This is a genomic window from Kitasatospora sp. RG8, from assembly GCF_017813315.1.
Taxonomy (GTDB): Bacteria; Actinomycetota; Actinomycetes; order Streptomycetales; family Streptomycetaceae; genus Kitasatospora.
Genome location: NZ_JAGIYX010000023.1, coordinates 1 through 19,440 on the forward strand (window position 1 = coordinate 1; position 19,440 = coordinate 19,440).

At 74.3% G+C, this 19,440-nt stretch carries 15 protein-coding genes, 1 rRNA gene and 1 pseudogene; 13 read left to right on the plus strand and 4 right to left on the minus strand.

Annotated features, from left to right (window positions below; translation table 11 throughout):
* From rrf to J5Y04_RS43660, 3 genes and pseudogenes are all read left to right on the plus strand, one after another.
* Nucleotides 1-113: ribosomal RNA gene (gene rrf / locus J5Y04_RS28295) — 5S ribosomal RNA — on the plus strand; the annotation flags it as partial.
* A gap of 225 nt (nt 114-338) precedes the next feature.
* A pseudogene (locus J5Y04_RS43655) lies at nt 339-1,466 on the plus strand (hypothetical protein); the annotation flags it as partial.
* A 99-nt stretch (nt 1,467-1,565) separates the two neighbouring features.
* Complete coding sequence (locus tag J5Y04_RS43660; RefSeq protein ID WP_209415351.1) at nt 1,566-2,432, plus strand: hypothetical protein; 867 nt, start codon at nt 1,566-1,568, stop codon at nt 2,430-2,432.
* Nucleotides 2,433-2,613: 181 nt separating this feature from the next.
* Here J5Y04_RS43660 and J5Y04_RS28310 read toward each other — a convergent pair whose 3' ends face one another.
* Nucleotides 2,614-3,984: a DUF1015 family protein gene (locus tag J5Y04_RS28310; RefSeq protein ID WP_209415250.1), complete on the minus strand. Its 1,371-nt coding sequence runs from the start codon at nt 3,982-3,984 to the stop codon at nt 2,614-2,616.
* Nucleotides 3,985-4,222: 238 nt separating this feature from the next.
* Between J5Y04_RS28310 and J5Y04_RS28315 the strand changes: the two genes are divergently transcribed.
* Nucleotides 4,223-4,732 (plus strand): tetratricopeptide repeat protein, encoded by a 510-nt coding sequence (locus tag J5Y04_RS28315; RefSeq protein ID WP_307853336.1) that lies wholly within the window; start codon nt 4,223-4,225, stop codon nt 4,730-4,732.
* A gap of 12 nt (nt 4,733-4,744) precedes the next feature.
* Nucleotides 4,745-5,788 carry an HAD-IIA family hydrolase gene (locus J5Y04_RS28320; protein ID WP_209415252.1) on the plus strand — a complete coding sequence of 348 codons (1,044 nt, stop codon included), beginning with the start codon at nt 4,745-4,747 and terminating at the stop codon, nt 5,786-5,788.
* A 115-nt stretch (nt 5,789-5,903) separates the two neighbouring features.
* On the opposite strand, the gene J5Y04_RS28325 is transcribed toward J5Y04_RS28320, so the two are convergent.
* The gene (locus J5Y04_RS28325) at nt 5,904-6,251 is read right to left on the minus strand and encodes an SCP2 sterol-binding domain-containing protein (protein WP_209415253.1); all 348 of its coding nucleotides are present in this window, start codon (nt 6,249-6,251) and stop codon (nt 5,904-5,906) included.
* 158 nt (nt 6,252-6,409) lie between these two features.
* Between J5Y04_RS28325 and J5Y04_RS28330 the strand changes: the two genes are divergently transcribed.
* The 4 genes from J5Y04_RS28330 to J5Y04_RS28345 all read left to right on the plus strand — a co-directional run bounded on the left by J5Y04_RS28330 (nt 6,410) and on the right by J5Y04_RS28345 (nt 9,438).
* Complete coding sequence (locus J5Y04_RS28330) at nt 6,410-7,336, plus strand: hypothetical protein (RefSeq protein ID WP_209415254.1); 927 nt, start codon at nt 6,410-6,412, stop codon at nt 7,334-7,336.
* A complete protein-coding gene (locus J5Y04_RS28335; RefSeq protein ID WP_209415255.1) occupies nt 7,329-7,568 on the plus strand; it encodes a hypothetical protein in 240 nt (79 codons plus the stop codon). Before J5Y04_RS28330 ends, J5Y04_RS28335 begins: the two co-directional genes overlap by 8 nt.
* A 68-nt stretch (nt 7,569-7,636) precedes the next feature.
* The gene (locus J5Y04_RS28340) at nt 7,637-8,443 is read left to right on the plus strand and encodes a TlyA family RNA methyltransferase (protein ID WP_209415352.1); all 807 of its coding nucleotides are present in this window, start codon (nt 7,637-7,639) and stop codon (nt 8,441-8,443) included.
* A gap of 92 nt (nt 8,444-8,535) precedes the next feature.
* Nucleotides 8,536-9,438, plus strand: coding sequence for an NAD kinase (locus J5Y04_RS28345; RefSeq protein WP_148642369.1), 903 nt, complete (start codon nt 8,536-8,538; stop codon nt 9,436-9,438).
* 33 nt (nt 9,439-9,471) lie between these two features.
* On the opposite strand, the gene J5Y04_RS28350 is transcribed toward J5Y04_RS28345, so the two are convergent.
* Nucleotides 9,472-10,986 carry a PLP-dependent aminotransferase family protein gene (locus tag J5Y04_RS28350; protein ID WP_209415256.1) on the minus strand — a complete coding sequence of 505 codons (1,515 nt, stop codon included), beginning with the start codon at nt 10,984-10,986 and terminating at the stop codon, nt 9,472-9,474.
* A 136-nt stretch (nt 10,987-11,122) separates the two neighbouring features.
* Between J5Y04_RS28350 and J5Y04_RS28355 the strand changes: the two genes are divergently transcribed.
* The 3 genes from J5Y04_RS28355 (at nt 11,123) to J5Y04_RS28365 (ending at nt 14,993) form a co-directional block, all read left to right on the plus strand.
* Nucleotides 11,123-11,839, plus strand: a complete 717-nt coding sequence (locus J5Y04_RS28355) for a YitT family protein (RefSeq protein ID WP_245205596.1) — start codon at nt 11,123-11,125, stop codon at nt 11,837-11,839.
* A 75-nt stretch (nt 11,840-11,914) separates the two neighbouring features.
* Nucleotides 11,915-13,648, plus strand: coding sequence for a DNA repair protein RecN (recN, locus tag J5Y04_RS28360; protein WP_209415354.1), 1,734 nt, complete (start codon nt 11,915-11,917; stop codon nt 13,646-13,648).
* A 166-nt stretch (nt 13,649-13,814) separates the two neighbouring features.
* Entirely contained in the window at nt 13,815-14,993 is a 1,179-nt protein-coding gene (locus J5Y04_RS28365; protein ID WP_209415257.1) for a glycosyltransferase family 4 protein, read from the plus strand.
* Nucleotide 14,994: 1 nt separating this feature from the next.
* Here J5Y04_RS28365 and J5Y04_RS28370 read toward each other — a convergent pair whose 3' ends face one another.
* A complete protein-coding gene (locus J5Y04_RS28370) occupies nt 14,995-16,998 on the minus strand; it encodes a glycoside hydrolase family 15 protein (RefSeq protein ID WP_307853337.1) in 2,004 nt (667 codons plus the stop codon).
* Nucleotides 16,999-17,777: 779 nt separating this feature from the next.
* Here J5Y04_RS28370 and J5Y04_RS28375 point away from each other — a divergent pair.
* On the plus strand, nt 17,778-19,412 hold the full coding sequence (locus J5Y04_RS28375) for a CTP synthase (protein WP_209415258.1): 1,635 nt from the start codon (nt 17,778-17,780) through the stop codon (nt 19,410-19,412).
* The last annotated feature ends 28 nt before the right edge of the window (nt 19,413-19,440 follow it).

The window sequence follows — 19,440 nt, forward strand, 5'->3', positions numbered from 1 at the left end:
GTGGTCATAGCGTGAGGGAAACGCCCGGTTACATTCCGAACCCGGAAGCTAAGCCTCACAGCGCCGATGGTACTGCAGGGGGGACCCTGTGGGAGAGTAGGACGCCGCCGAACAATCATTCAAAGGCCGCGGCCCCAGCGATTCGCTGGGGCCGCGGCCTTTTGTGTTTTGCGAACGTGTACAACCCCGACAAATCGGGACTTCCGCCCATGCGCGGGGGGTCTCCGGATGTCGGACAATGGAGTAGGTGCGCGGCCAGGAGGCCGGCATCGAACCGCGCGAGGGCAGTGGTGTCGCCCAGGCCGCGGTGGAGCTGAGCAGCAGAAGGAGTCACCACAATGTCGAACCAGCCCCAGGACCGTCCCGAGCGTCGATCGGACGACGGCCGCGGCTACGAGCCCCGGTCTCGCGGGGGCTGGTCCAACGACCGTGGTCCCCGCCGCGACGACCGTGACGACCGTCCGCGTCGTGACGACCGCCCCTCCGGTGGCGGTTACAACCGTGACCGTGACGACCGCGGTGGTTTCCGTCGCGATGACCGTCCCTCCGGTGGCGGTTTCCGCCGTGACGACCGTCCGTCCGGTGGTGGCTTCAACCGTGACCGTGACGACCGTGGCGGCTTCCGTCGTGACGACCGTCCCTCCGGTGGCGGTTACAACCGTGACCGTGACGACCGCGGTGGTTTCCGTCGCGATGACCGTCCCTCCGGTGGTGGCTTCCGCCGTGACGACCGCCCCTCGGGTGGCGGTTTCAACCGCGACCGTGACGACCGTCCGCGTCGTGACGACCGTCCGTCCGGTGGTGGCTTCCGCCGCGATGACCGCCCCTCGGGTGGTGGCTTCAACCGTGACCGTGACGACCGCGGTGGTTTCCGTCGCGATGACCGTCCGTCCGGTGGTGGCTTCAACCGTGACCGCGATGACCGTCCGCGTCGTGACGACCGCCCCTCCGGCGGTGGCTTCCGCCGCGATGACCGCTCCTCGGGCGGTTTCAACCGCGACCGCGACGACCGCGGTGGCTTCCGTCGTGACGACCGCCCCTCGGGTGGTGGCTTCAACCGTGACCGTGACGACCGTGGCGGTTTCCGTCGTGACGACCGTCCGTCCGGTGGTGGCTTCAACCGCGACCGTGACGACCGCGGTGGCTTCCGTCGCGATGACCGTCCGTCCGGTGGCGGTTTCAACCGTGACCGTGACGACCGTCCGCGTCGTGACGACCGCCCCTCCGGCGGTGGCTTCCGTCGTGACGACCGGCCCAGCGGCTTCAACCGCGACCGTGACGACCGCGGTGGTTTCCGCCGTGACGACCGCCCCTCCGGTGGCGGTTTCCGCCGGGACGACCGTCCGTCCGGTGGCGGCTTCAACCGTGACCGCGACGACCGCGGCGGCCGGGACAGCCGTGGCGGCGGGCGTTTCGAGGGCCGTCGTGACGACCGTGGCGGCTTCCGCCGCGACGACCGTCCGCGCCGTGACGACCGCCCCTCGGGCGGCTACAACCGCGACCGCGACGACCGCGGCGGCCGGGACTACGACGACCGCCGGGGCAACTACGAGCCCGTCAAGCGCCTGCCGATCCCGGAGGACGTCACCGGCTTCGAGCTGGACGCGGACGTCCGCCAGGAGCTCAAGAGCCTGCCCAAGACGCTCGCCGACGATGTCGCCCGCAACCTGGTGATGGTCGCCCGGCTGCTGGACAGCGAGCCGGAGGAGGCCTACCAGTACTCGCGCATCGCGCTGCGGCTGGCCTCCCGTGTGGCCGCCGTCCGCGAGGCGGCCGGCTTCGCGTCGTACATGACGCAGCGCTACTCCGAGGCGCTGACCGAGTTCCGCGCCGCCCGCCGGATGACCGGCCGCGCGGACCTGTGGCCGGTGATGGCCGACTGCGAGCGTGGTCTGGGCCGTCCGGAGCGGGCGCTGGCGATGGCCGGTGAGCCCGAGGTGAAGCAGCTGGACAAGGCCGGCCAGGTCGAGATGCGTCTGGTCGCCGCCGGTGCCCGCACCGACATGGAGCAGTTCGACGCGGCCGTCGTCACCCTGCAGAGCCCGGAGCTGGCCTCCAACTCGGTGCAGCCGTGGACCGCGCGACTGCGCTACGCCTACGCCGAGGCGCTGATCGCGGCCGACCGTGGTGACGAGGCCCGTGAGTGGTTCGCCAAGGCGGCCGAGGCCGACAGCGAGGGTGCGACCAACGCCTCGGAGCGTCTGGCCGAGATCGACGGCCTGGAGTTCGTGGACGCGCTGGACCCGGAGCTGGAGGAGCCGGCCGAGCAGGCCGAGGCCCCGGCGAAGCCGCGTGGTGGCGGCGTGCCGGACGAGCGGGAGATCTTCGAGGACGAGGAAGACGTCGAGGAGTTCTACGACGACGACGACCTGGAGATCGACGAGGAGTTCGACGGCGTCGCGCCGGAGCGCTCCAGCGACGCGAAGGCCTGAGGCCGTCAGGCCCTCGGCCACGAGGCCTGACGTCGAGCAGGACTGAGTGAGGCCCTGCCCCACCCGGGAGATCCCGGGCGGGGCAGGGCCTCACTGCTGTCCGGAGCTTGCCGCAGGGCTCGGTCGGCCCCGGCCGGACCGACCAGCCGGACCGACCGGCCGGGTCGGCCCCAGGCCGGGATCAGCCCAGTTCGAGGCTGCGCAGCACCAGCCCGGTGGCCGGCTTCGGGCCGAAGGAGGTCGACTTGCGGGGCATCGTGACGCCCTGCTCGGCGAGCCGGCGGACCACGCTCTCGCGCACCGGGTGGAGCAGGACCGCGGTGCCCCCGCTCCGGGCGGCCTCGCGCTCCGCGGCCACGGCGGTGTGCAGGTAACCGATGTCGTCCGGGCCGTCGGGGACGCGCCAGGTGTGGTCGAGCAGGGTGGCGTGCAGGACGGTCGCGTCCAGGTGGCGCCACTCCTGCGGCCGGTCCTGCGGCACGGTGGCGTCGAGCAACTCCTCGTCGGGTTCGCCGACCAGCCAGTACACGCCGTCACCGCCGGTCAGCAGGAAGCTGCTGCCGCCGTGCCGCTTCTGCTCGGCGAGGGACTGCAGCGCGGTGTCCAGCGGGCCGGGCACCTCCTTGACCTGCCAGCGGTCGCCCAGCTTCTCCAGCGCCGCGGCGACCGGCAGCCGGTACAGCACCCGGTGGATCGCCCGGACCTTCAGCGGGTAGCGGGCGGTGTCGACCAGCAGTACCAGGCCTCGGTCCCACGGGCTGCGCGGGAGGTGGCGGTGCTCGCGCTGGAGCCGCAGGTACATCTCCCAGCGGTGGTGGCCGTCGGCGATCAGTGCCCGGCAGGTGGCCAGGTCGCGGCTGATCTCGGCGATCTCGGCGGGGTCGGTGACGGCCCAGAGCCGGTGGTGGGTGCCGTCGGTGGTGGTCGTGGTGAGCAGCGGCTCGTCCTGGACGGCGCGTTCGATCACGCCGGCCGCGCCGCCGTTGCCCCGGTAGGTCAGGAGCAGCGGTTCGAGGTTGGCGCGGGTGGTCCGCATCAGACCGACCCGGTCGGCGACCGGCCGGGGCATCACGTCCTCGTGGGGGAGGACGACGCCGGCCTCGCTGCCGCTGACGGCCAGGGCGCCGATCAGTCCGCGCTGGAGCAGCTCCGGGGAGTCGCCGGTGGCGGGCACGCGCTGCTCGTAGACGTACAGCGCCGGCTCGGGGTCGGCGGCCAGGACGCCCTCCCGTTGCCAGTCGCGCAGCAGCCGGGCCGCGTGCCGGTAACGGGTGTCGCGGTCGGGGCGGTCGCCGGTGTCGTCCGGTTCGGGGCGCGGCAGGATCAGCCGGACCACGTTGTGCGGGTCGGCGGTCTCCAGGTCGAGCCGGCGGCCGGGATCGACGACGTCGTACGGCGGCGAGGTGACCGCAGCCAGTGCGCCGACCCGGTCGGGGACGTATCTGAGGCCACGGAACGGGGAGAGGGACAGACCTGCGGTGGCGACGTGACCGGGATCGCCGGGGCCGCCCTGCGGAGACTCCGCTCCGCTTTCTGCACTGGGGGTGCTCATTCTGGGCATCGTAACCGGGTACGCGTTGTTCAGAGATCGGAACACCCGTGCTGGTCGGTGGGACGGGTGTCGTGACCGGAGGGCGAGGTACGGCGTGAGCGAGCGCAGCGGCGGGCAGGAGCGGGTCGACGGCGGTACCGGGGGCCCGGACGGTCCGGACGGATTCGCAGGCGGAGAGGGCCCCGGCGGCGGTCCCGGCGGGGGCGGGATCCCGGCGCAGGGGCGGGCGGGGGAGCCCGTGGGTGACGTGTACGAGTGGTTCCGCCGGGGCGGCAAGCTGCTGGCGCAGGGGCACCCGGCGGCGGCCGAGCAGCTGCTCGCGAGGGCGGCCGCGGCGGAGCCGCACTCGCGCAGCATCCGGGAGACGCTGGCGAGAGCGCAGTTCGACGCGGGTTCGTACGCGGCGGCGCTGGAGAACTTCCGGGCCGTCGCCCTGGCCGATCCGTCGGACGACTACGCTCAGTTCGGGTGGGGCGTCGCGGCGGCGCGGCTGGGCGACTTCGAGACGTCGGCCGAGCACCTGGCACTGGCCGTGGCGATGCGGCCGGAGACCGCCCACTACCGGGCCGCGCTCCGGCAGACCCGGGCCACCCTGGCGGCGCGCGCCGGGGCGTTCGGACCGCTGCTGCCGGGGGCGCCGGGGTACCTGGAGCCTCCGGAGGCCACGCCCGGCACGGGCGGTGCGGACGGCCGGGACGACCGGGACCGCACGGATGACACGGATGACGGGGATCGACGCAGTGAATGAGGTAGAGCAGGCATGACCGAGACGGCCACCACCGCGCGACGGACCGCCCCAGGCGGGAGCGGGCTCCCGCTGACCGAGGCGTACGACACGGCGCTGCTGGACCTCGACGGTGTCGTGTACGCCGGGCCCGACGCGATCGAGCACGCGGTGGACTCGCTGGCGTCCGCCCGGACGACCGGGATGCGGCTGGCGTACGTGACCAACAACGCCTCCCGCCCGCCCCGCGTGGTAGCCGCGCACCTGACCGACCTCGGTGTGCCGGCCGAGCCCGCCGACGTGATCAACTCCGCGCAGGCGGCGGCCCGGGTCGTCTCCGAGAAGGTCCCGGCCGGGGCGAAGGTACTGGTCGTGGGAGGCCTCGGCCTGGAGGAGGCGTTGGCCGAACGCGGTCTGGTGGCCGTCCGCACGCTGGCTGAGGAGCCGCTCGCGGTGGTCCAGGGCTTCGACCCCTCGGTGGGCTGGCAGCAGCTGGCGGAGGCCTCGTTCGCGATCCAGAGCGGACTGCCGTGGGTGGCGTCCAACCTGGACCTGACGGTGCCGCAGGCGCGCGGCATCGCGCCGGGCAACGGCACGCTGGTCGCGGCGGTGCGGGCGGCGACGGGTGTGGAGCCGGAGGTCGCGGGCAAGCCGCTGCCGCCGATGCACCGCGAGACGGTGCTGCGCACGGGTGCGCGGCGGCCGCTGGTGGTCGGGGACCGGCTGGACACCGACATCGAGGGCGCGTTCAACGGCGGGGTGGACAGCCTGCTGGTCTTCACCGGGGTGACGACGGCGGCGCAGCTGCTGGCGGCGCCGGTGGAGCACCGGCCGACGTACGTGTCGGCGGACCTGCGCGGGCTGCTCGTGCCGCATCCGGAGGTAGCCGGACAGCCGGGTGGCGGCTTCGCCTGCGGCGGCTGGCTCGCGGTGGCGCAGGACGGCGAGCTGCGGTTCGAGGCCACCGGTGAGAACCGCTGGGACGGGCTGCGGGCGCTCTGCGCGGCGGCGTGGACGGCACTGGACGCCGACGGTGTGCCGGTGGACGGCCGGAAGGCGCTGGCCGAGCTGGCCTTCTGAGTCCCGGGGAAGTTCCGGTCCCGGGGAGTGCCGGTCCTCGGGGGAGGGCGAGCCGGTCGGACGGGTCCCGGGAATCGGAAGGGGTCCGGCCGGGTGCCGGGTGCCGGGTGCCGGGTCAGAGCAGGGTGCGCAGCCGCAGCAGGTCGCGGAAGCCCGCCTCCAGCCTGACCCGGCCACCGGCCCAGGCGGAGGCGAAGTTGAGCCGGCCGCCGACCATGTCGACCAGGTCGTCGCTGCTCATCGTGAGCCGGATCTCGGCCTTCTGGGCGGGGGCGCCGGGAGCCTGGGTGACGTCCTGGATGCGGCCGTCGCGGAGCCGGCCGGTGAAGGTCACGTCGAGATCGGTGATCCGGCAGGTGAGCGAGCGGTCGAGGGCGGCGGCCTTGCGGACGTTCCCGGTGGAGTTCGCCATGTTCCGGCTGAGCTGCTCCAGTGCCGTGCGGCACTCCTCGGCGTTGGCCATGGCGGTTGGTCCACTCCCTGTGCGGCGGAGACTGTGGTGGTGCGGGGCCACGGTACCGCAGGAGGGTTTTGGCGGTAGCGTCGTCTGTGGGGTGCCCGGAACGGTCCGGGCACCGACGGCGACGGAGCGATGCGCGCAGGCGCTAAGGAGGCACCCGGATGCTGCCGAAGACGGTGCGGGGAGCGGTTGAGGTCGCCGCCGGGCTGGTGGAGGAGGTCGGCAAGCGGGTCGTCGGGACGGCGGCCGGGCTGCTGGAGAAGAGCGGGGTCGACGTCGCGGAGGTGGAGCGCCGGCTGGGTGGGCAGTTCCCGCCGTCCGCCCAGTCGCTGCAGACGCTGGCCGAGGAGGCCGTGACCGCCGGGCGGGCCGGGGTGGACCTCGCCGTCGGGGTGGCGCGCGGCGAGGTCGAGAAGGCCTTCGAGCGGGTCGGCGACCAGGTGACCAAGGTCGGCGTGGTGCTCGCGTACCTGGAGAGCAAGCTGCGCGAGGTCGAGGAGGACGGTGACGGGCCGGCGGCGGGGCCGCAGGCCGGAGCCGGGGAGCCCGGTCCGGCGCCGCGGGCCGACGGGCTGTTCGGGCAGGGCTGGGAGCGCGAGGACGAGCCGGTGGCGTCCGCGCCGGTGGTGGCCGAGCGGGTCGAGGTCGACGCGCCGGTCGAGGTCGATCCGCCGGTGCCGCCGACCCGGGCGGAGCGCGTGCGGGAAGCGGCGGCGGAGGAGCGGCCGCAGAAGGCCCCGGCGAAGGGGACGGCCACCGCCAAGCCCGCGGCCGGGAGGACGACCGGCAAGAAGACCGCCGACGGGAAGTCGGCGTCCGGGACGGCGGCCACCAACGGCGCCGTCACCAAGAAGGCCGTCAGCAAGAAGACGACTGCCAAGAAGGCGGCTACCAAGACGACGACCACCGGGACAGCGACTGCCAAGAAGGCGACCGCCAAGAAGGCGACCGCCGGAAGTACGGCCACCAGGAAGACGAGCACCAGGAAGGCCGCAGCGCCGGAGGCGTCGGCCGGGCGGTCGGCCACGAAGAAGACCACCGCCCGGAAGACCGGCGGTGCGAAGAAGCCGGAACAGCCCGGTGCCTGACCTCGACCCGGCCCCGGGGGCCTACGACCCGGCCCCCGCGGCCCTTGACCCGGCCGACGGCGAACCGCTCCCGCTGGGCGTCGGGCTCGCCCCGACCGGCCACCCCGCCGTCGACGCCGGGCTGGCCCGGCTGGAGGCGTTGGACGGGGTGCCGACCGAGGCGCACGTCGCGGTGTACGAAGATGTTCACCAGCGGCTCACCGACACGCTGGCCGCGCTCGACCGGGAATGACCCGCGGGGAACGCCCCCGCCGGGAAACCACCCGCAGAACCACCTGTAGGAGCTGAACACCAGTGGCAGTGGCACGACGCCGTCTCGACGCGGAGCTGGTCCGCCGCAAGCTGGCCCGGTCGCGGGAGCACGCGTCCGAGCTGATCGCGGCCGGCCGGGTGACCGTCGGCGGCACCACCGCGACCAAGCCGGCCACCCAGGTGGAGACCTCGGCGGCGGTCGTGGTGGCCAAGGACGAGAACGACCCCGACTACGTCTCGCGCGGCGGCCACAAGCTGGCCGGCGCCTTCGCCGCGTTCGTGCCGCAGGGCCTGGTGGTCGAGGGCCGCCGGGCGCTGGACGCGGGCGCGTCCACCGGCGGCTTCACCGACGTGCTGCTGCGCGCCGGGGCGGCCCACGTGCTGGCGGTGGACGTCGGCTACGGCCAGCTGGCCTGGTCGCTGCAGAGCGACGACCGGGTGACCGTGATGGACCGCACCAACGTGCGCGAGCTGACCCTGGACGTGATCGGCGGGACGCCGGTCGACCTGGTGGTCGGCGACCTCTCGTTCATCTCGCTCGGCCTGGTGCTGCCCGCGCTGGCCGGCTGCGCCGCCCAGGACGCGGACCTGGTGCTGATGGTCAAGCCGCAGTTCGAGATCGGCAAGGAGCGGCTCGGCAGCGGCGGCGTGGTGCGGAGCCCGCAGCTGCGCGCGGAGATGGTGCGCCAGGTCGCGGGGCAGGCGTGGGAGCTCGGGCTGGGTGTGCGGGCGGTCACCGCGAGCCCGCTGCCGGGCCCGTCGGGGAACGTCGAGTACTTCCTCTGGCTGCGCAGGGACGCCCCGCAGTTGGACCCGGCGGAGGCGGACCGGGCCGTCGCGGAGGGCCCCCGATAGGGTGCTCTGCGGACGTCCGGTCCATCATGCTGGGTGACGCGGCCGAACCGGGCCGAGGGTGACCCGGCAGGCGTAGGGAGAGGGCAGCGGGCATGAGTGATGAACGTACGGTCTTCCTGATCGCGCACACCGGCCGCGAGGCGGCGCTGCGCAGTGTCGAGGGGCTGGTGCACGGCCTGCTGAAGGCGGGGATCAGAATCCGGCTGCTGGCGGCCGAGGCGGTGGACCTGGATCTGCCGGACGGCGTCGAGCGCGTGGCCGGGGGGCCGGGTGCGGCGGACGGCTGCGAGCTGATCCTCGTCGCGGGCGGGGACGGGACGCTGCTGCGCGGTGCGGAGCTGGCACGCGAGCACGGGCTGCCGATGCTCGGCATCAACCTGGGCCGGGTCGGCTTCCTCGCGGAGGCGGAGCGGGACGATCTCGCGGTGGTGGTCGAGCGGGTGGTCGACGCCGACTACGAGGTCGAGGAGCGGATGACCCTCGACGTGATCGTCCGGACCAACGGCGATGTGGTGCACCACGACTGGGCGTTGAACGAGGCGTCGATCGAGAAGGCGTCCCGGGAGCGGATGTTGGAGGTGGTGACCGAGGTGGACGGCCGCCCGGTCTCCAACTTCGGCTGCGACGGGGTGGTCTGCGCGACGCCGACCGGTTCGACGGCGTACGCGTTCTCCGGTGGCGGGCCGGTGGTCTGGCCGGAGGTGGAGGCGCTGCTGATGGTGCCGATCAGCGCCCATGCGCTGTTCGCCCGGCCGCTGGTGACCTCGCCGGACTCGGTGCTGGCGGTGGAGGTGCAGCCGAAGACCCCGCACGGGGTGCTCTGGTGTGACGGCCGCCGTTCGGTCGAACTTCCCGCCGGGGCGCGGGTGGAGGTCCGCCGGGGACAGACGCCGGTGCGGCTGGCGCGGCTGCACCGGGCGCCGTTCACCGACCGCCTGGTGGCCAAGTTCGCGCTGCCGGTGACAGGTTGGCGCGGGCGGGCGGAGACGCACTGAACTTCGCTCCAGCCGCGGTGAACTGACCGCCAGTCAGACCGCCAGCGGCTGGCTGTCGTCGGCGGCGTCGCTCCACCGGCCGCCGGCGACAGCCCGGGCGGCGAGCTCGGCGAGACGCTCGACGGCGGCGGGAACGGCCGGGACGGGCAGGGTGAGCGGGATCCGGATGTGGTGCTCGAACGCGCCGTCCGACCCGAAGCGGTTGCCGGCCGCGATCCGCACGCCGGCGTGCTCACCGGCCAGGGCCAGCGCCGCGCCGGAGACGTCGCCGGTGGAGACCCAGAGCGCGAGCCCGCCGGGAGGCATGGCGTAGCGCCAGTCCGGCAGGCGGGTGCGCAGCGCGTCGGCGAAGGCGTCGGCGGTGGCCCGCAGCCGGTCCAGCTGGTGGGCGCGGACAGCCGCCAGCGGCTCGCCCAGCAGCTCGGCGGCGATCAGCTGGTCCAGGACCGGGGCGCCGACGTCGCTGTAGACCCGCTCGGAGGCCAGCCGCCGGACCAGGGCGGGTGCGGCCCGGACCCAGCCGATCCGCAGGCCGCCCCAGAGCAGCTTTCCGGCCGAGCCGACCGTGACCACCTGGGCGGAGCGGTCCAGCGCGGCCGTCGGGCGGGGCAGCGGCGCGCCGTCGGGGAGGCCCCAGCCGAGTTCGGCGGTGGTCTCGTCGACCAGGACGACGGTGCCGGCGGCGCGGGCGGCGGCCAGCAGTTCGCGCCGCTGCTCCTCGGTGACCAGGGCGCCGGTCGGGTTGTGGAAGTCCGGGATCACGTAGGCGGCCCTGGGCGCGGCGCCGTGCAGCACGCGGCGCCACTCGGGGAGGTCCCACTCCGGCTGCCGGTCCGGGCCGCCCGGCCGGGCGTACGGGACGGGGACGAGGCGGGCGTCGCCCCGGCGCAGCGCCTGGAGGGTGTGCGCGTAGCTGGGCGCCTCGACGGCGACCCGGTCGCCGCGGCCGATCAGCGCCCGCTGGACGAGGTGCAGGCCGCCCATCGCGCCGATGGTGATCAGGATCTGGTCGGGGGTGGTCGGCAGTCCGCGCTCGGTGTAGCGGCGGGCCACGGCCTCGCGCAGCACCGGGACGCCGGTGGGGAAGTGGCCGTGTCCGGCGGCGTACGCGGGCAGCTGCTCGACGGCCCGGGCGGCGGCCGCGCCGAGGAAGGGCTGCGGGGCGGGCAGGGCGGCGACGCCGAGGTCCAGGGTGCGGCCCTGCTCGTCCGGCGGCACCGGGTGCAGGGCGTCGCCGGGCGGTGGCGCGCCCTCGGGCAGGGCGGTCCAGCTGCCGGAGCCGCGCCGGCTGTGCAGGTAGCCCTCGGTGCGCAGGGCCTCGTACGCGGTGGCCACGGTGGTGCGGCTGAGCCGCAGGGCGAGGGCCAGCTCGCGTTCGGCGGGCAGGCGGGCGCCGACGGGCAGCCGGCCTTCGGAGACGAGCAGCCGGATCCGGCCGGCCAGGGTCCGGTAGGCGGGCCGGCGGGTGCCGGCCGGCTCGGGCAGCCGGGCGGTGGAGAGCAGCCGGGCGAGTGCGGCGGCGGTGACGGTGGTGTGCCAGTCGGCCATGACAGTCAAGTCCACTTGCTTGGAATTGGCCCTGGAGCGGGCTTCATTGGCCTGGCCATCATGACAGGGCGGCCGTCGAGTCCGCCACCACCGGGCGCGGAACCCCGGGGTGCAGCACCACCCGCAGGAGACCCCGATGGCCACCACGACCACGCCGACGCCCCCCACAGCCCCCGCCGCCCCGCAGAGCCCGGCTCCCGCCGCCCCGCAGGGCCCGTCCCTCGTCGCCCGCCTGCTCGGCGACACCCACGCGCTGGGCCGCCGGCTCCCGCAGCTCGCCGTCGGGCTCTGGCTGTACGGGGCGAGCATGGCGCTGATGCTGCGCTCCGGGCTCGGCCTCGACCCGTGGGACGTCTTCCACCAGGGCCTCCAGCGCACCGCGGGCCTCTCGGTGGGTGCCTGGGTCACCATCTGCGGCGCCCTCGTCCTGCTGTTCTGGATCCCGCTGCGCCAGCGCCCCGGCCTCGGCACCGTCGCCAACGTGCTGGTGATCGGCGCGGCGATGGACCTCACCCTGCGGGTGGCCGGCGCGCCCGGCCCGCTGCCGGCCCGGATCGCGCTGATGGCCGGCGCGATCGTGCTGAACGGCCTGGCCACCGGCCTCTACATCGGCGCCCGCTTCGGATCCGGCCCGCGCGACGGCCTGATGACCGGCCTGCACCGGCGCACCGGCCGCTCGCTGCGGCTGATCCGGACCGGTATCGAACTGACCGTCCTGGCCGCCGGACTCCTGCTCGGCGGCACCGCCGGGATCGGGACCGTCGCGTACGCGCTGGCCATCGGCCCGCTGGCGCAGTTCTTCCTGCCGTGGTGCACCGTGCCCACCGCGGCGCAAACCTCCCGGAAGGGATGAACTTGCGGGCGGAGAGTTGTCGCTCGTCGCGCGCCGGGGGTGGAACCTCGTAAGGTCGTCACCGTGTTGGACGAGATGCGGATACGGGATCTTGGGGTCATCGACGACGCGGTGGTCGAACTGGCTCCCGGCTTCACCGCCGTGACCGGTGAGACCGGCGCCGGCAAGACGATGGTGGTGACCAGCCTCGGGCTGCTGCTCGGCGGCCGCGCCGACCCGGGCCTGGTGCGGAACGGGACCGGGCGCGCGGTCGTCGAGGGCCGCCTCGAACTGCCCGCCGGCTCCCCGGTGGCGGCCCGCGCCGTCGAGGCCGGCGCCGAACTGGACGACGGCGCGCTGCTGATCAGCCGGACCGTCTCCGCCGAGGGCCGCTCCCGGGCGTTCGTCGGCGGCCGGGCCGTGCCGGTCGGTCTCCTCGCCGAACTCGGCGAGGACCTGATCGCCGTCCACGGCCAGACCGACCAGCAGCGGCTGCTCCGCCCGGCCCGCCAGCGCGGCGCGCTGGACCGGTACGCGGGCGAGGCGGTGGCCGAGCCGCTGGCCCGGTACCGCGAGGTCTACCGCCGGCTGCGCGACGTCTCCGCCACCCTGGAGGAGCTGACCACCCGGGCCCGCGAGCGCGCCCAGGAGGCCGACCTGCTCCGCTTCGGCCTGGACGAGGTCGCCGCGGCCGAGCCGGTGGCCGGCGAGGACGCCGAGCTGGGCGCCGAGGCCGAGCGGCTCGGTCACGCCGACGCGCTCTCCTCCGCCGCGACCCTCGCCCACGCCGCACTGGCCGGCGACCCGGCCGACCCGGAGGCGCTGGACGCGGGCACCCTGCTCGCGCAGTCCCGCCGCGCCCTGGAGGCCGTCCGCCATCACGACGAGCGGCTCGCCGCCCTCGCCGACCGGCTGAACGAGGTCGGCTACCTGCTGGCCGACGTCGCCGGCGACCTGGCGGGCTACGCCGACGACCTGGACGCCGACCCCGTCCGGCTGGCCGCCGTGGAGGACCGCCGGGCCGTGCTGGCCCAGCTGCTGCGCAAGTACGGCGGCCCGGAGAACTCCCTGGCCGAGGTGCTGGCCTGGGCCGAGGCCGGCTCCGCCCGGCTCGTCGAGCTCGACGGCGACGACGAGCGGATAGACGAGCTGGGCGCCCAGGAGACCGTGCTGCGCGCCGAGTTGGCCGATCTGGCGGCCGAGGTCTCGGCCGCCCGCCAGGCCGCCGCAGGTCGCTTCGCCGAGGCCGTCTCCGCGGAGCTGGCGGAACTCGCCATGCCCCACGCCCGGGTGACCTTCTCGATCAGCCAGGTCGACGACCTGTCCGGGATCGAGGTCGAGGGCCGCACCGTCGCCTACGGCCAGCACGGCGTGGACGAGGTCGAGGTGCTGCTCGCCCCGCACCCCGGCGCCCAGCCCCGCCCGATCGCCAAGGGCGCCTCCGGGGGTGAGCTGTCCCGCGTGATGCTCGCCGTCGAGGTGGTCTTCGCCGGCGCCGACCCCGTCCCCACCTACCTGTTCGACGAGGTGGACGCCGGCGTCGGCGGCAAGGCCGCGGTCGAGATCGGCCGCCGCCTCGCCAAACTGGCCGAGTCGGCCCAGGTCGTGGTGGTCACCCACCTCCCCCAGGTGGCGGCCTTCGCCGACCGGCACCTGGTGGTGGAGAAGACCAACGACGGCACCGTGACCCGCAGCGGCGTCAAGGTGCTGAACGACGAGGAGCGGGTCCGCGAGCTCTCCCGCATGCTGGCGGGCCTGGAGGACTCCGAGCTCGGCCGGGCCCACGCGGAGGAGCTGCTGGCCGCCGCCAGAGCCCCCCGCCACCGGTAGCCGGCCCCGGCGGCCCCCGCGGACCCACGGCGACGCGCCCCGGCGGCGCCGACTGTCCAAGAGGGCCGCCGACCTGGCATGGTGGCGGCTGGACACTGGCTTTCCAGTCCCGAGCGCCGCTGGCGGGAGATCCTCGCACCGCGGCGCGTGAACCTGATCGAGTCGGATGCGAGACGACGTGGACCATTCCGCCGCCCGGGCTGCCGCGGCCGCCCCAGAACCGGGTCAGCTGCACGTGGTGCTCGTCCTGGCCGCCAGTACCGGCGGCATCGGTGCGCACGTGCGCTCCCTGGCCCAGGGCCTGGTCGCGCACGGGGTGACCGTGACGGTCTGCGCGCCCGCCGGTACGGACGCCCTGTTCGGCTTCTCCCGCACCGGCGCCAGATTCCACCTGGTCGACATCACCCCCACCGCGGGCGCCCGCAGCGACGCCGCCGCGATCGGCGAGCTGCGCCGCGCCTTCACCGGCGCCGACGTGGTGCACGCCCACGGCCTGCGCGCCGGGCTCCTCTCCGACCTCGCGCTGCGCACCGCCGGCCGCTTCCCGGGCCTGCGCCCGGAGACCCCGCTCGTGGTCACCTCGCACCACGCGCTGCTGGCCACCGGCATGGAGCGGCGGCTCCAGCGGCTGATGGAGCGCCGGGTGGCGCGCGCCGCCGACCTGGTGCTGGGCGCCTCCTCCGACCTGGTGGCCCGGGCCCGCGAGCTGGGCGCCACCGATGCCCGGCTCGGGCCGGTCGCCGCCCCGCCGATGCCGGAGGGCCGGCTGGAGCGGGCCGAGGCCCGGGCCGCGCTGCTCGGCGACGGCCCGGACCGCCCGCTGGTGCTGGCGGTCGGCCGGCTCGTCCCGCAGAAGGCGTTCGGGCTGCTGCTGGACGCCGCCCGCGAACTGGCCGCCCTGGACCCGGAGCCGCTGCTGCTGCTCGCCGGGGACGGCCCCGAGGCCGCCGGGCTGCGTGAGCGGGTGGCCGCCGAGAAGCTGCCCGTGCGCCTGCTCGGCTACCGCACCGACGTACCGGACCTGCTGGCCGCCGCGGATGTGGTGGTGGTCCCCAGCCGCTGGGAGGCCCGCTCGCTGGTGGTCCAGGAGGCGATGCGGGCGGGCGTGCCGGTGGTCGCCACCGCCGTCGGCGGCGTCCCCGAACTGGTCGGGGACGCCGCCGTGCTGGTGCCGTCCGGCGACGCGGCCGCGATCGGCCGGGCGGTGGGCGGTCTGCTGGCCGACCCGGCCCGCCGCGAACGCCTGGTGGCGGCCGGCCGGCAGCAGGCCGAGACCTGGCCGGACGAGGCCGCCACCGTCGCCCAGGTGCTCAGCACCTACGACGAGCTGGTCCAGCGCGGGTAGCTCAGACCGTGGCCTGCTCGGCCCGGTCGGCGGCCAGGCCGTCCGGCTGGGCCGAGAGGTACGCGCCGCCGCAGGCCGTGAGCCGCAGCGCGGTGTCGATCAGCGGGACGTGGCTGAAGGCCTGCGGGAAGTTGCCGACCTGGCGCTTCTCCCGCGGGTCCCACTCCTCGGCGAGCAGCCCGAGGTCGTTGCGCAGGGCCAGCAGCTTGTCGAAGAGCTCGCGCGCCTCCTGCACCCGGCCGATCATGGCGAGGTCGTCGGCGAGCCAGAACGAGCAGGCCAGGAAGGCGCCCTCGTGGCCGGAGAGGCCGTCGACGTTGTTGCCGCTCTCGTCGTGCGTCGGGTAGCGCAGGACGAAGCCGTCCTCGGTGGAGAGCTCGCGCTGGATCGCCTCGATCGTGCCGATCACCCGCTTGTCGTCCGGCGGGAGGAAGCCCACCTGCGGGATGAGCAGCAGCGAGGCGTCCAGCTCCTTGCCCCCGTAGTACTGGGTGAAGGTGTTGCGCTCCGGGTCGTAGCCCTTCTCGCAGACGTCCCGGTGGATGGTCTCGCGCAGCTCGCGCCAGCGCTCCAGGTGGCCGTCGGAGGGCGCGTCCTCGGGGGTCTGCTCCAGCAGCTTGATGGTGCGGTCGACGGCGACCCAGGCCATCACCTTGGAGTGGACGAAGTGCCGGCGCGGGCCGCGCACCTCCCAGATGCCCTCGTCCGGCTCCTGCCAGTGCTCCTCCAGGTACTCGATCAGGCGCAGCTGGAGGTGGTGGGCGTGGTCGTTGCGGACCAGGCCGGTCATGTGGGCCAGGTGCAGGGCCTCGACTACCTCGCCGTAGACGTCCAGCTGGAGCTGGCCGGCCGCGCCGTTGCCGACCCGGACGGGCTGGGAGCCCTCGTAGCCGGGCAGCCAGTCCAGGGAGGACTCGGTGAGCTCGCGCTCGCCGGCGATGCCGTACATGATCTGCAGGTTCTCCGGGTCGCCGGCGACGGCCCGCAGCAGCCACTCGCGCCAGGCGCGGGCCTCGTCGCGGTAGCCGGTCCGCAGCAGGGAGGAGAGGGTGATCGCGGCGTCGCGCAGCCAGGTGTAGCGGTAGTCCCAGTTCCGCTCCCCGCCGATGTCCTCGGGCAGCGAGGTGGTGGGGGCGGCGACGATGCCGCCGGTGGGGGCGTAGGTGAGGCCCTTGAGGGTGATCAGCGAGCGGATCACCGCCTCCCGGTAGGGGCCCTGGTAGGTGCACTGGCCGGCCCAGTCGTGCCAGAAGCCGGCGGTGGCTTCGAGCATCTCCTCGGCGTCCGGGGCGGTCGGCGGCTCCAGGTGGGAGGCCTGCCAGGTGAGGGCGAAGGTGATCCGCTCACCGGCCGTGACGGTGAAGTCGGCGTAGGTGGTGAGGTTGCGCCCGTACGTCTCGGCCTCGCCGTCCAGCCACACCGAGTCGGGGCCGGCCACGGCGACGGTGCGGTGGCCGCCGTCGGCCTGCTCGACCCGGTGCACCCAGGGGACGATCCGGCCGTAGCTGAAGCGCATCCGCACCGCCGAGCGCATCCGGACGGTTCCGGAGAGGCCCTCGACGATCCGGATCATCTGGGGGACGGCGTCGCGGCCGGCCAGCGGGCGCGGGGGCATGAAGTCGATCACCCGCACCGTGCCGCCCTGGCAGTCCCACTCCTGCTCCAGGATCAGCGAGTCGCCCCGGTAGCGGCGCCGGTCGGCGGGGACGGCCGGCGCGGCCGCGGTGGGCGGCGGGACGCGGAGGTCGCCGGTGTCGCCGAGGCGTGCGCGGGCGGCGGCCGCGGCCGTGACCGGGGCGCCCGCGGGGGCGGGCGGTTCGGTGGGGACCACCTCGGCCGGGCCGATCCGCCAGAAGCCGTGTTCATCGGTGCCGAGCAGGCCGGCGAAGACCGCCGGCGAGTCGAAGCGGGGCAGGCACAGCCAGTCGACCGCCCCGTCCCTGCTGACCAGGGCGGCGGTCTGCATGTCCCCGATGAGTGCGTAGTCCTCGATACGGCCGGCCACGTGGATCTCCAGTTCGCAATGTGGTCACGACGCATCGGCGATCCGGGGAGAGCCAGCGGGTCTGCGGGGCCGGGGAGCCACCCCGGGACGTCCGGCCTGCCGTTGGGTGGTGGCGGGCCTTGCTGGAGTGTCCGCGTGAGGCTCGGTCGAGCCCCTGGTGGGTGGGAGGAGCTGGATTACGGGGAGGTCCGGTCGCGCATCGGGGACCGAGAGGTGTCCTGACCCTCCCACGCCCTCCGCGTGCTCGTGCTGTCGGCGATGCGTCCGTGCAGCTTACGACGGACGAAAGGGGCGAAGCACGCGGGCGCAGCTCTGCGTGGCGCCACAATTCGGCGGAAATGCCGTGCATCGCAGGGGTGACCCGCAGGATGGCCCGGAAGGATCACCCCGGGGTGGCCCGTCAGGATGGCCGGGGATGGCCCGGGCGAGTGCCGCCGGGTGGCCCGCCCGGGCCGGTGGTGAGACCGGTGTGACACGTGCGCCGTACGGTGCGCCTGTTGTGCGCCCAGTGGTGCGCCGGGAGCGTGGTCCGTGCAAGTCGCGAGCGGCCCGGAAAGCGTCCCGGCCGGGTCACTGTTACCCTGGTATCCCGTGGACCGGTGGGACCAAACGCCCCGGACCAGCCGAACCGACGACCCCGCGAGCGACGTGCACCGCACCGCGCTCCCGTCGCATTAGGCGAGCCGCGAGCCTCCCGCCCACGTCACCTTCGACACGCGACCCACGGGAGCCCCCTCTTGGCACAGCCCCATTCCGGCAAGGCATCGAACGGCCGCGCCGTGACGACCAAGCACCTCTTCGTCACCGGGGGTGTCGCCTCTTCGCTCGGCAAGGGCCTCACCGCCTCCAGCCTGGGCGCCCTGCTCAAGGCCCGCGGCCTGCGTGTGACGATGCAGAAGCTCGACCCGTACCTCAACGTGGACCCGGGCACCATGAACCCGTTCCAGCACGGTGAGGTCTTCGTCACCGACGACGGCGCCGAGACCGACCTCGACGTCGGCCACTACGAGCGGTTCCTCGACACCAACCTGCACGGCTCGGCGAACGTCACCACCGGCCAGGTGTACTCGACCGTCATCGCCAAGGAGCGCCGCGGCGAGTACCTGGGCGACACCGTCCAGGTCATCCCGCACATCACCAACGAGATCAAGGCCCGGATCCGCCGGATGGCGACCGAGGACGTCGACGTGGTGATCACCGAGGTCGGCGGCACCGTCGGCGACATCGAGTCGCTGCCCTTCCTCGAGGCCGTCCGCCAGGTCCGCCACGAGGTCGGCCGGGACAACGTCTTCTTCGTGCACGTCTCCCTGCTGCCCTACATCGGCCCCTCGGGCGAGCTGAAGACCAAGCCCACCCAGCACTCGGTGGCCGCGCTGCGCAACATCGGCATCCAGCCGGACGCCATCGTGCTGCGCGCCGACCGCGAGGTCCCGCAGGCCATCAAGCGCAAGATCTCGCTGATGTGCGACGTGGACGAGGAGGCCGTGGTCGCGGCCATCGACGCCAAGTCGATCTACGACATCCCCAAGGTGCTGCACGGCGAGGGCCTGGACGCCTACGTCGTCCGCCGCCTGGACCTGCCGTTCCGCGACGTCGACTGGACCACTTGGGACGACCTGCTGCGCCGCGTCCACGAGCCGCAGCACATCGTCAAGGTCGCTCTGGTCGGCAAGTACATCGACCTGCCCGACGCCTACCTGTCGGTGACCGAGGCGCTGCGCGCCGGCGGCTTCGCCAACAACGCCCGCGTCGAGATCAAGTGGGTCACCTCGGACGACTGCACCACGCCCGAGGGCGCGCAGGAGCAGCTCGGCGACGTGGACGCGATCTGCATCCCCGGTGGCTTCGGCGACCGCGGGGTGGACGGCAAGGTCGCCGCGATCACCTACGCCCGCGAGAACAAGGTCCCGCTGCTCGGCCTCTGCCTGGGCCTGCAGTGCGTGGTCATCGAGGCCGCCCGCAACCTGGCCGGCCTGCCCGAGGCCAACTCGACCGAGTTCGACGCGGCCGCCAAGTACCCGGTCATCTCCACCATGGCCGAGCAGCTGGCCATCGTCGACGGCAAGGGCGACCTGGGCGGCACCATGCGCCTGGGCCTCTACCCGGCCAAGCTCGCCGAGGGCTCGATCGTCCGCGAGGTCTACGGCGGCGAGCAGTACGTCGAGGAGCGCCACCGCCACCGCTACGAGGTCAACAACGCGTACCGCGCCGACCTGGAGAAGACCGGCCTGCAGTTCTCCGGCCTCTCCCCGAAGGGCGACCTGGTCGAGTACGTCGAGTACCCGCGCGAGGTCCACCCCTACCTGGTGGCCACCCAGGCCCACCCGGAGCTGAAGTCCCGCCCGACCCGCCCGCACCCGCTCTTCGCGGGTCTGGTCAAGGCGGCCATCGAGATCAAGACGGCCGACAAGTAGGCAACCCGGTCCGTTCACCCGACGGCGG

Bases quoted from the DNA above. Each gene is read 5' to 3' on its own strand.
- J5Y04_RS28310 (WP_209415250.1), bottom strand. From the start codon at position 3,984: ATGAGCACCCCCAGTGCAGAAAGCGGAGCGGAGTCTCCGCAGGGCGGC.
- J5Y04_RS28320 (WP_209415252.1), top strand. From the start codon at position 4,745: ATGACCGAGACGGCCACCACCGCGCGACGGACCGCCCCAGGCGGGAGC.
- J5Y04_RS28325 (WP_209415253.1), bottom strand. From the start codon at position 6,251: ATGGCCAACGCCGAGGAGTGCCGCACGGCACTGGAGCAGCTCAGCCGG.
- J5Y04_RS28330 (WP_209415254.1), top strand. From the start codon at position 6,410: ATGCTGCCGAAGACGGTGCGGGGAGCGGTTGAGGTCGCCGCCGGGCTG.
- J5Y04_RS28345 (WP_148642369.1), top strand. From the start codon at position 8,536: ATGAGTGATGAACGTACGGTCTTCCTGATCGCGCACACCGGCCGCGAG.
- J5Y04_RS28350 (WP_209415256.1), bottom strand. From the start codon at position 10,986: ATGGCCGACTGGCACACCACCGTCACCGCCGCCGCACTCGCCCGGCTG.
- J5Y04_RS28355 (WP_245205596.1), top strand. From the start codon at position 11,123: ATGGCCACCACGACCACGCCGACGCCCCCCACAGCCCCCGCCGCCCCG.
- recN (WP_209415354.1), top strand. From the start codon at position 11,915: ATGCGGATACGGGATCTTGGGGTCATCGACGACGCGGTGGTCGAACTG.
- J5Y04_RS28365 (WP_209415257.1), top strand. From the start codon at position 13,815: ATGCGAGACGACGTGGACCATTCCGCCGCCCGGGCTGCCGCGGCCGCC.